Origin of the sequence: Stenotrophomonas maltophilia group sp. Smal13, from assembly GCF_030236855.1 — a bacterium.
GTDB classification, from domain to species: Bacteria; Pseudomonadota; Gammaproteobacteria; order Xanthomonadales; family Xanthomonadaceae; genus Stenotrophomonas; species Stenotrophomonas maltophilia_A.
In genome coordinates this window covers 82,909-93,079 of record NZ_JASJSQ010000008.1, presented here as the reverse complement: position 1 = coordinate 93,079, position 10,171 = coordinate 82,909, and the positions used below count along the sequence as shown (strand labels likewise).

The 10,171-nt window shown below is 63.7% G+C and carries 8 protein-coding genes; 4 read left to right on the top strand and 4 right to left on the bottom strand.

Going from position 1 to position 10,171, the window contains the following annotated elements:
• The first annotated feature begins 161 nt into the window (after positions 1–161).
• Complete coding sequence (locus tag QRO95_RS04920; protein WP_285301813.1) at positions 162–2,810, top strand: excinuclease ABC subunit UvrA; 2,649 nt, start codon at positions 162–164, stop codon at positions 2,808–2,810.
• A gap of 72 nt (positions 2,811–2,882) precedes the next feature.
• Here QRO95_RS04920 and QRO95_RS04915 read toward each other — a convergent pair whose 3' ends face one another.
• Complete coding sequence (locus QRO95_RS04915; RefSeq protein ID WP_285301812.1) at positions 2,883–4,391, bottom strand: S1 family peptidase; 1,509 nt, start codon at positions 4,389–4,391, stop codon at positions 2,883–2,885.
• Positions 4,392–5,221: 830 nt separating this feature from the next.
• Positions 5,222–6,175, bottom strand: coding sequence for an alpha/beta fold hydrolase (locus QRO95_RS04910; RefSeq protein ID WP_285301811.1), 954 nt, complete (start codon positions 6,173–6,175; stop codon positions 5,222–5,224).
• A gap of 169 nt (positions 6,176–6,344) precedes the next feature.
• Here QRO95_RS04910 and QRO95_RS04905 point away from each other — a divergent pair, with 169 nt between their 5' ends.
• The 3 genes from QRO95_RS04905 (at position 6,345) to QRO95_RS04895 (ending at position 8,645) form a co-directional block, all read left to right on the top strand.
• Complete coding sequence (locus QRO95_RS04905) at positions 6,345–6,914, top strand: TetR/AcrR family transcriptional regulator (RefSeq protein ID WP_285301817.1); 570 nt, start codon at positions 6,345–6,347, stop codon at positions 6,912–6,914.
• 61 nt (positions 6,915–6,975) lie between these two features.
• Entirely contained in the window at positions 6,976–7,452 is a 477-nt protein-coding gene (locus QRO95_RS04900) for a nuclear transport factor 2 family protein (RefSeq protein WP_285301810.1), read from the top strand.
• Between the two features lie 272 nt (positions 7,453–7,724).
• Positions 7,725–8,645, top strand: coding sequence for an MBL fold metallo-hydrolase (locus tag QRO95_RS04895; protein WP_012511063.1), 921 nt, complete (start codon positions 7,725–7,727; stop codon positions 8,643–8,645).
• 114 nt (positions 8,646–8,759) lie between these two features.
• Here the strand turns inward: QRO95_RS04895 and QRO95_RS04890 are convergent, their stop codons facing one another.
• Complete coding sequence (locus QRO95_RS04890; RefSeq protein WP_285301809.1) at positions 8,760–9,641, bottom strand: RNA polymerase sigma-70 factor; 882 nt, start codon at positions 9,639–9,641, stop codon at positions 8,760–8,762.
• Between the two features lie 75 nt (positions 9,642–9,716).
• Positions 9,717–10,121: a cupin domain-containing protein gene (locus QRO95_RS04885; RefSeq protein WP_285301808.1), complete on the bottom strand. Its 405-nt coding sequence runs from the start codon at positions 10,119–10,121 to the stop codon at positions 9,717–9,719.
• Positions 10,122–10,171: the final 50 nt, after the last annotated feature.

Here is a 10,171-nt window from a genome sequence, read left to right as displayed (position 1 = left end):
TGGGTGGTAGTGCTGCAGCGAGGGTAGGGCGGAGGGCGAGGCGCACGAGATCATGCAGGCTGTCACCGTGGCCGCCCTCGCCGAATTCACCTCTCAGCAGCGAGAATGAGCCACTGGGCGCGCCCAGGCGCGCGCCACTCACTGCCTGCAGGATCGTATCGATGTCCAACACCCCCTTTGGTGAGTCGTCATGTGCTGCCGCCGCCAGCGGTTGCGTCGAGGTGCGCGGTGCGCGCGAGCACAACCTCAAGAATGTCGACGTCTCCATTCCGCGCAATGCACTGGTGGTGTTCTCCGGCGTATCAGGTTCCGGCAAGTCATCGTTGGCCTTCGGTACCGTCTTCGCCGAAGCGCAGCGGCGCTACTTTGAGTCCGTTGCGCCGTATGCCAGGCGCCTGATCGACCAGGCGGGCGTGCCGGACGTCGACGCCATCGACGGGCTGCCGCCGGCAGTAGCGCTGCAGCAGCAGCGCGGCGCCAGCAATGCACGTTCATCGGTGGGCAGCGTGACTACGCTGTCCAGCCTGGTGCGCATGATGTACTCGCGTGCCGGTGCGTACCCGGCCAACCAGCCCATGCTGTACGCCGAGGACTTCTCACCCAACACGCCACATGGTGCCTGCAGCACCTGCCATGGCCTGGGGCATGTCTACGAAGTGACCGAAGCGCTGATGGTTCCGGACCCCTCGCTGAGCATCCGCGAGCGCGCCATCGCCTCCTGGCCTCCGGCATGGCATGGCCAGAACCTGCGCGACATCCTGGTCACGATGGGCTACGACATCGACGTGCCGTGGAAGACCGTGTCGAAGATGTACCGTGACTGCATCCTCTGCACCGAGGAAGCGCCCAGCGTGCCGGTCTATGCCGGGTTCACGCCCGCAGAGACCCGTGCCGCACTCAAGCGCAAGCAGGAGCCCAGCTACATGGGCACCTATACCGGCGCGCGCCGCTACGTGCTGCACACCTTTGCCAACACCCAGAGTGCGCTGATGCGCAAGCGCGTTTCGCGCTACATGGAAGGCAGGCTGTGCCCGGCCTGCCACGGAAAACGCCTGAAGCCGGAGGCGCTCTCGGTCACCTTTGCCGGCGTGGATATCGGTGAGTTCATGCGGCTGCCGCTGGACCAGCTGGCGGCGCTGCTGGAGCCCATCGCACAAGGTGATTTCGGCGCGCACAGCAAGGGCGCTCGCACCAGCAGGAGCGCGACACCCCGCGATCGCGCCCGGAGGGCCGCGAGTGGCCAGGCGACCCACGAGGGCGCTCCGGACGTGCGCCTGACCTCGGCCTTGTCCGAAGAGAAGCGCCTCGCCGCACAACGATTGGCAGGCGGAGTCATCGCGCGTGTACGCCAGCTGCGTGACCTGGGCCTGGGCTATCTCTCGCTGGACCGTGCGACGCCAACCCTGTCAGCCGGCGAGCTGCAGCGCCTACGGCTGGCCACGCAGCTCAGCTCGCTGCTGTTTGGCGTGCTGTACGTGCTTGATGAACCCTCGGCCGGCCTGCATCCGGCCGACAGCCAGGCGCTGTACGACGCACTGGAACGGCTGCGCGACGGCGGCAACTCGGTGTTCGTTGTTGAACACGACCTGGAGCTGATGCGCCGCGCGCAGTGGCTGGTGGATGTGGGTCCGCAGGCGGGGGAACACGGCGGGCGCGTTCTCTACAGTGGCGAGCCCGACGGCCTGCGCCAGATCCAGGATTCACGCACGGCCCTGTATCTGTTCGACCAGGTGCCCGCGCCTGCCGGCCAACAGCGTAGCGCCAACCGCTGGCTGGAACTGAAGGGCATCCACCGCCACAACCTGCAGGGCGTGGACGCACAGGTGCCGCTGGGACTGCTGACAGCCGTGACCGGCATTTCCGGCTCTGGCAAGTCCAGCCTGATGGCGCAGGCGCTGCCCGAGCTGTTACTGCTGCACCTCGGGCATGAGCCTGCGGACGACAACGCCGATAGCGCGCCCACCGACGGGCCAGCCGTGATCGAAACGACGCGGGGCACATTGACAGGCGATGTAAATGCGATCCAGCGGGTGGTGCAGGTCGACCAGAAGCCCATCGGCCGCACGCCACGCTCCAACCTGGCCACCTATACCGGGCTGTTCGATCACGTGCGCAAGCTGTTCGCTGCGACACCCGCCGCGCGCCGCCGCCGTTTCGACGCGGGCCGCTTCTCGTTCAACGTGGCCAAGGGCCGGTGCGAGACCTGCGAAGGCGAGGGCTTCGTCAGCGTCGAACTGCTGTTCATGCCCAGCGTCTATGCGCCGTGCCCCAACTGCCATGGCGCTCGCTACAACGAAGCCACGCTGAAGGTGCAGTGGAATGACCGCAACATCGCCGAGGTCCTGCAGATGACGGTCGACCAGGCGCATGCGTTCTTCAGCGAGGAAGAGGCCATTGCCCGGCCGCTGCAGTTGCTGCAGGAGATCGGCCTGGGCTACCTGCGGTTGGGCCAGCCGGCCACGGAACTTTCAGGCGGTGAAGCGCAACGCATCAAGCTGGCCACCGAGCTGCAGCGCAGCCAGCGCGGGCGCACGCTGTACGTGCTGGATGAGCCCACCACGGGCCTTCATGCGTCGGACGCGGACCGGCTGCTGGTGCAGCTGCAGCGGCTGGTGGACGCGGGCAATACGGTGGTGATGATCGAGCACGACATGCGCGCGGTTGCACAGGCGGACTGGGTGATTGATGTCGGCCCCGGCGCTGGCGGGGCAGGGGGCACCATCGTTGCGAAGGGAACGCCGCAACAGGTGGCGCGCGCCAAAGGCAGCAGGACGGCGCCGTTCCTTGCCAGGGAGCTGGCTCTTATGTAGAGCCGAGCCATGCTCGGCTGACGAAGAATCCACGCACGTGGTTCCAGCACTGCACTCATCAACAGATGCGGGCTATGGACAATCAGGGCATCCACTGCAGTGCAGGTTGTACTCAACGGGCTCGGCGGTGATTCCAGACGCGTCCTTCAAGGTAATCCGCTCCCTCCAGGTCAACGGGGGAGGGGGAATGACGGGAGGCGGGTAGAGCACGATGGGGTAGAAGCAGGCCCATGTGTAGTTGAGCGGGGAGGGCATCTTGTCCGGCAACGTCTCCGTGGCGGGTTCGCAGGGCCCGCTCGGGCACACGGGGCGCTCCAGCGTCAGCTCTATCGGGAACTTCGGAACTCCCTTGTACGCAACCGGAACGGAAAATGGCCTGAAATAATTTTCTGTGCGATCTGCGATGCCGGTAACTTCAAAGGCCTCCGTCAATACGGTAACGCCAAGTGCTGAAACCCGCTCGATGGGCATGTAGAACAGGTCGTTCTCAAATCCCGTGTCTTCACCGCCCCGGCCGTGAATGACGCCGACGGCCGCGTTGTTGGAAAAGACCGGCCCACCGCTGTCACCTTCGACGCTGAGAGGGCCTGGAGAAAGGTTGCGTGCACGGATGTACCTGCCTATGGCCCCATTATGATTGGACCTTGAATTCATATCCTCAATGGTCCCGCATGCGTAGTGGCCATGAATTCCACTCTTGCAGATCACATCCCCCACATGCGTCGAACTGGAGGGGAGCGTGCTGGTTATTTCGAGCGTCTGCGACGGACCATCGATCAGGGAGATTTCATTTGTCTGCGCGTGGCGCGGGCCCCTGGGCGGCTCTTTATGCCACTGGACATCGTAGTCGCCTACGTTCTGCTCGCTCTGGAAAACGAGAGGCGCGGCAATGCCCTGATAGGTCAGCGTATTGTCACAGTGACCGGCCGTGAGGACGCCAAGCTCACGATCTGCGTCGAAGACGTTGAAGCCAGTAGTGCAACTGAAGGCAGTACCGGTCAACTTATGGCCGCCGGAGATTGCGGTAGTGACAGTAAAGCCTTTCACTTGCTTGATCGCCATGAAATCGACAGCGCCCAGCAATGGCCGGAGTGCGCGTCTAGCGGCCGCTTCGTCCTTCACGTAAAAGGTCACAATGGACCGCTTGATATCAACGCCCGACTCGAACCCAACCTTCTTTGCGAGAAGCTGGGCCTCTGCCTCGGCCTGGGTCGCCAGGAGCATCTCGAGCGATTGAGCGGAAGTGCGGCCGGCAAATACAGGATCCTGCGTGTACTTTGCCAAGGTCTCTGTCGGCTTCTTCGTGAACAGCACTACGATCTTGAATTCTGGCTCATGCTCAACGTACAAGCCACCAAACGTATCCGGCTCAGATGCCTGAATCCTGGCTTCCAGACCTGCCGCAGAGATCGATTTCATCGACCTGTATTTTGCTTCGGCCTCAGATACATTGAACGTTCGCGAGTAGGTGTGTGCCGTGGGGTTGCCAGTTATCGGCTGGCCGTGCAGGGAGAATGCGAACGCACCGAGGGCGGACAATGTCAGGGCACGCATGGATAGCTTCGTGCGCAGACTAATCATGGCTGCTCCTTTGCCTGACGCATCAAGTGAATCGTCATGAGTGGGCCAGTACAGGCATCCGGAATGGACGCAGCAAGACTCGAACGGAGCGATTCACCTCCATGCCCCCCTCCGAATGATGCGGCGATTCCGAATTCCATTATTTCCCCCGATCGTTCATCCTGCACGCCTACGGGAACGCCCCCCTTCATGGCCAGCGAGTAATCGTGAGGCCATGCTGCAAGATATGCCGTGCCACCTGGATCCACGAAGTAGACACAGCCGTTGATTGGCCTCAACACCCCCCTGAGTAGCCCGGTTGCCAGGACCGCCCCCTGCTCAGGTGAGAGTCTGACAAGCACAAGTGATCGGCCCTCTTTGGCGCCAACCGGCATGATCGCGGCGATGCAGGAGGCAATCATCAAATAAAGGAGAGCCGCAAGCTTTGCTGAAGACCTGCAAGATACCGTGCACATCCCCACCTCCATGTCACAGCTGATTGTTGGCCCGCCCGGAATCCACTCGCATCTTCAACAATTACGTTACAGCGAGATTGAAGGTATTGACTTTCCCTGGACTTAGCCGTGACCACCTTCACGAACGCGTGTTTTCAGATTACCCGCTCGCTCCGTGTAAAGCCGAGCTGTTTTTGCGAACGAGGGGCAGAGGATTACTGCCAGGTGCCGAGGTTCTGGCATGGCCATTTCCACGCCCTTGCAGCCGGGCCCGGACGAAATTCTGTACCGCCCGAATCCGCACGGGGGGCGGCTCTGGCCGGGAACGGACACGCGGCGGGGCAGAAACACTCTGATGTGAGACGGGCTCCGGCGCGATGCCGGAGCCCCGGTTACTCACTTCTCCTGCAGGAAGCTCAGCAGATCCTGGTTGACCTTGTCCTTGTGGGTGTCGGTCAGGCCATGCGGCGCACCCGGGTACACAATCAGCCTGGCGCCCTTGATCAGCTTCGCCGACTGGCGGCCCGAGATGTCGATCGGCACGATCTGATCGTCGTCGCCGTGGATGACAAGGGTGGGCACATCGAACTTCTTCAGGTCGGCGCGGAAATCGGTGGCCGAGAACGCGGCGATGGAATCGTAGGTGTTCTTGTGGCCACCCTGCATGCCCTGCGCCCACCAGGCATCGATCAGGCCCTGCGACACCTTTGCGCCCGGGCGGTTGAAACCGTAGAACGGGCCCGACGGGATGTCCTTGTACAGCTGTGCGCGGTTGTCCATCTGCGCCTTGCGGATGCCATCGAACACTTCCATTGGCAGGCCATTGGGGTTGTCGGCGGTCTTCAGCATGAGCGGCGGCACCGAACTGATCAGCACCGCCTTCTTCACCCGGCCGGAGCCATGGCGGCCGATGTAGCGCGCCACTTCGCCACCGCCCGTGGAGAAGCCCACCAGGGTGACATCGTGCAGGTCCAGCGTGTTGATCACCGTGGCCAGGTCATCGGCGTAGTGATCCATGTCGTTGCCATCCCACGGCTGGCTGGAACGGCCGTGGCCACGACGGTCATGGGCAATGACGCGGTAGCCGTGGTTGGCCAGGAAGATCATCTGCGATTCCCAGCTGTCCGAGTTCAACGGCCAGCCGTGGCTGAAGGTAACGACCGGGCCGTCCTTCGGGCCCCAGTCCTTGTAGTAGAGCTGCACGCCATCGGTGGTGGTGATGTAGCTGGCGGTGCGCGCGATGCTGGTGATTGCAGCCGGCTTGGCCGGTTCGGCGGCCTGCGCGGACAAGCCGGCCTGAACCGAGAGGGCGAGGGCGGCAACGGCCAGGGTACGGGCAAAGGTGTTCATGCGAGGCGTCTCATGGATGGGTGGTGAGACGTACTTTGCGACCGAAATCAGGCGCCTGGATGATGACATGTACGAATTTCTTGATAGATCGTCCTGCGCGAGCTTGCCCGCGCGAGAGGTCGCCGCGCCACCCGTTGACAGGGTAGAACGATCGTTCTACCTTGGCGTCGTGAACACAACTACCTCCGATACCCAGCAGAAGATCCTGGCCACGGCCGAGGCGCTGATCTACCAGAACGGGATCCACGCCACCGGCATGGACCTGCTGGTGAAGACCTCCGGCGTTGCCCGGAAGAGCATCTACCGGCACTTTGAAAACAAGGACCAGGTGGCCGCTGCGGCACTTAACGCGCGCGACGTGCGCTGGCTCACCTGGTTCCAGCAGGAATGCGACAAGGCCGACACCCCGGAAGCACGCATCCTCGGCATGTTCACCGTGCTCAAGGGCTGGTTCCAGTCCGACGGCTATCGCGGCTGTGCTTTCATCAACACCGCAGGCGAGATCGGCGATCCCGACGATCCGATTCGGCACATCGCCAAACATCACAAGCAGAAGCTGCTGGATTACACGCTGGAACTCACCACGCAACTGGACATCCAGCAGCCGGAAGCACTGGCGCGGCAGCTGCTGGTTCTCATGGAAGGCGCCATCACCGTCTCGCGCGTGATGGGCGACTACACCGCCGCAGACACTGCAAGGGATGTTGCAAAGGTGTTGTTGGAGCAGGCCAGGCGCTGACGCCTGAGTCATCAAAACCCGTCGAAACACCCCGTTCATCCAATTGATTGGAGGCCCCACCGTGTCCATTGAAGCACCCCGTCCGCCACTTCCCCCGTTTACCCGTGAATCGGCCATCGAGAAAGTGCGCCTTGCCGAAGATGGCTGGAACTCCCGCGATGCGGACAAGGTTTCGCTGGCCTATTCGATGGACACCGAGTGGCGCAACCGTGCCGAGTTCACCCATGGCCGCGAGGAAGCCCGGCAGTTCCTGGCCCGCAAATGGAAGAAGGAACTGGACTACCGTTTGATCAAGGAACTGTGGGCCTTCACCGACAACCGTATTGCCGTGCGCTACGCCTATGAGTGGCATGACGACTCCGGCAACTGGTTCCGCTCCTATGGAAACGAGAACTGGGAATTCGGCGCCGATGGTTTGATGCAGCGCCGGTTCTCGAGCATCAACGACATGCCGATCAAGGAAAGCGAGCGCAAGTTCCACTGGCCACTGGGGCGTCGCCCGGATGATCACCCGGGGCTGTCTGATCTGGGCATGTGATTCGCATTGCTTCCCGGAATGCAACATCACGTCCCCCTCCACGGGCCTACCGCAGCAACGGTGTGCTGCCTAGGCTGATCGCACACGGCACCTGCTGTGTTCCGGGCCCACCGCTCGCGCAGTGGCCCGTCTTCCCATGAACCCTGCAGCGCTGGCCTGCCAGGCATCCGTGCCCTGGCAACGCCACGCCCTGCGCCGTGGGAAAGCGCCCGGAATCGTTCGCGCCAGCCTTGCATCGCTGCCCGCCCAATGCCCCTTCGTGGAGATCCCTCATGTTCAGTCTGGAAAACACCGCCGCGCCCATTGCCCCCGCCCTCGATGAACTGGTGCCCTCGCGCTACGCCCTCAAGGTGGGCGACGTCGAAGTGCTGGTGATCAGCGATGGTGTCCTGCCGTTGCCCACCCAGATGCTCGGTCACAACGTACCGGCCGCCGACCGTGCCGAATGGTTCGAAGAGATGTACTTGCCGCAGGATGCCTTCGACTGGGCATTGAACGTGATGGTGGTGCACAGCGGTGATCGCACCATCCTCATCGATGCCGGCCTGGGCATGGACCCGGACCTGCAGCTGCCGCGCGCCGGCCAGTTGATCCGCCGCCTCGGTGCCGCCGGTATCAACCTGGGCGAAATCACCGATGTGGTGATCACCCACATGCACATGGACCACGTCGGCGGGCTGCTGGTTGAAGGCGTGAAGGAACAGCTGCGCCCGGACCTGAAGATCCACGTGGCCGCGGCAGAGGTGGAGTTCTGGAAGTCGCCGGACTTCAGCCGCACCAACATGCCGCAGGGGTTCCCCGATGCGCTGCGCGCCACGGCCAAGCACTTCTGGGCCGAGTACAGCAGCTATGTGCACACCTTCCAGGACGAACAGCAGATCGCGCCGGGCGTGACGGCCCGCCGCACCGGTGGGCATACCCCGGGCCACTGCGTGGTGCGCGTGGCGTCTGCCGGGCAGGCCCTGACCTTCGCCGGTGACGCGGTGTTCGCGGTCGGCTTCGACCAGCCGAACTGGCACAACGGCTTCGAGCACGACCCGGAGGAATCCGCGCGCGTACGCATCGCCCTGCTGAAGGAACTGGCAGGCACCGGCGAAATGCTGGTGGCCACGCATCTTCCGTTCCCGTCAGTGGGCCGGGTGTCGCTGGAGGGCGAGACCTTCCGCTGGGTGCCGGTGTTCTGGGACTTCTGATCGGGTCCTGCGGCCGTTGCGCAGGCAGGCGTTCACGATCGGGGCGCATCGGCGCCCCGGTCGAATCCCGCAAGAACGAGGTCGCAATGGATGCCATCCACGCGGGGCGCGGATCTACTGGATGGAGGTGGGTAGTGCCAGCCGCTGCAACTTGTGCGGGTTGCGCTGCACCAGGATCTGTGTGATCCGTTCGCCATCGGTCTCGAAGGCCATCGCCGCTTCCAGCTCACCATCGAAATAGCGCAGCAGTCCCAGCCGTCCGTTGAGCATGGCCGGCACCATCCGCAATTGCGCGCTGCGCCGCAGGTGCGGGGCATACAGCAGCTGGGCAATGCGTGCGCCCCCGACCATCGGTTTGGGGAAGCTGGTGACGATGCCACCGCCGTCACCCACCAGCTGGGCCGACTCGGCCATCAGTGCCTTCATCGCGCGGAAATCGCCACTGGATGCGGCCTCGGCGAAACGGCGCAGCAGTTTCTGGTGAACGTCCTGCGGGACGTTGTAGCGCGGGCGCTCCTGCCTGAGCTGCTGGCGCGCACGATGCACGATCTGCCGGCAGGCGGCTTCTGTCTTGTCCAGGGTGCGCGCGACCACCGCGTAGTCCTGATCGAACACGTCGTGCAGCAGGAAGGCCGCACGCGCATCCGGGGCCAACCGCTCCAGCACGCTGAGGAAGGCGACCGACAGATCGTTGGCGGTTTCCAGCACATATTCAGGCGTGCTGGTGTCATCGGTCAGCAGCGGCTCGGGCAACCACATGCCGACATAGTGTTCGCGCGTATGCCGTGCCAGGCGCAGGCCATCAATGGCGCGACGGGTGGTGGTGGCCACCAGCCAGGCTTCGGGATTCTCGATCTGTGACGGGTCGGCGCCATGCCAGCGCAGCCAGACATCCTGCACCACGTCCTCGGCTTCGTGCGAAGACCCGAGCATACGGTAGGCCACGCCGAACAGGCGTGGGCGGAGGCGGGAGAACAGCGCAGTGGAATCGTCCATGCCAGCGTAGACGGGACAGGTCCCCGGATTGTGACACCCGGGGACCTGTCGTTGGCACCAGCGCCGGACGTGCGATCAGTGCGGCGGCAGAACCGCCGGCTTACCGATGTCCTTGATCAGGAACACCACGAACTTCGCCGGCTCGGTAGCGCTGGCGTTACGACCTACAGTGTGCAGATCGGCTGGGCCTTCATGGAAGGCCTCGCCCGGGCCGAGGGTGACTTCCTTGCCGCCGGCCACGCCCATCACGATTCGTCCTTCCAGGACGTAGACGAAGCCATGGGCATCGTGGCGGTGCACCGGATCGGCGCCACCCGGCGGGTATTCCACGGTAAGGATCAGCGCTTCCTTGCCGGGCTGCTCCGGCAGGGCGCGGGTCATCACCTCGTGCACCAGGGGCTCGGGCGCAGCAGGGGGCGCGGTGGCGGCAGCGCTGCACAGTGGCAGCAGCGCAAGCAGGGCCAGAACAGAACGACGCATGGCAGGTCTCCAGTGCGGTAGGGGAGGGCCGCTGCATGGGGCAGCGGCGG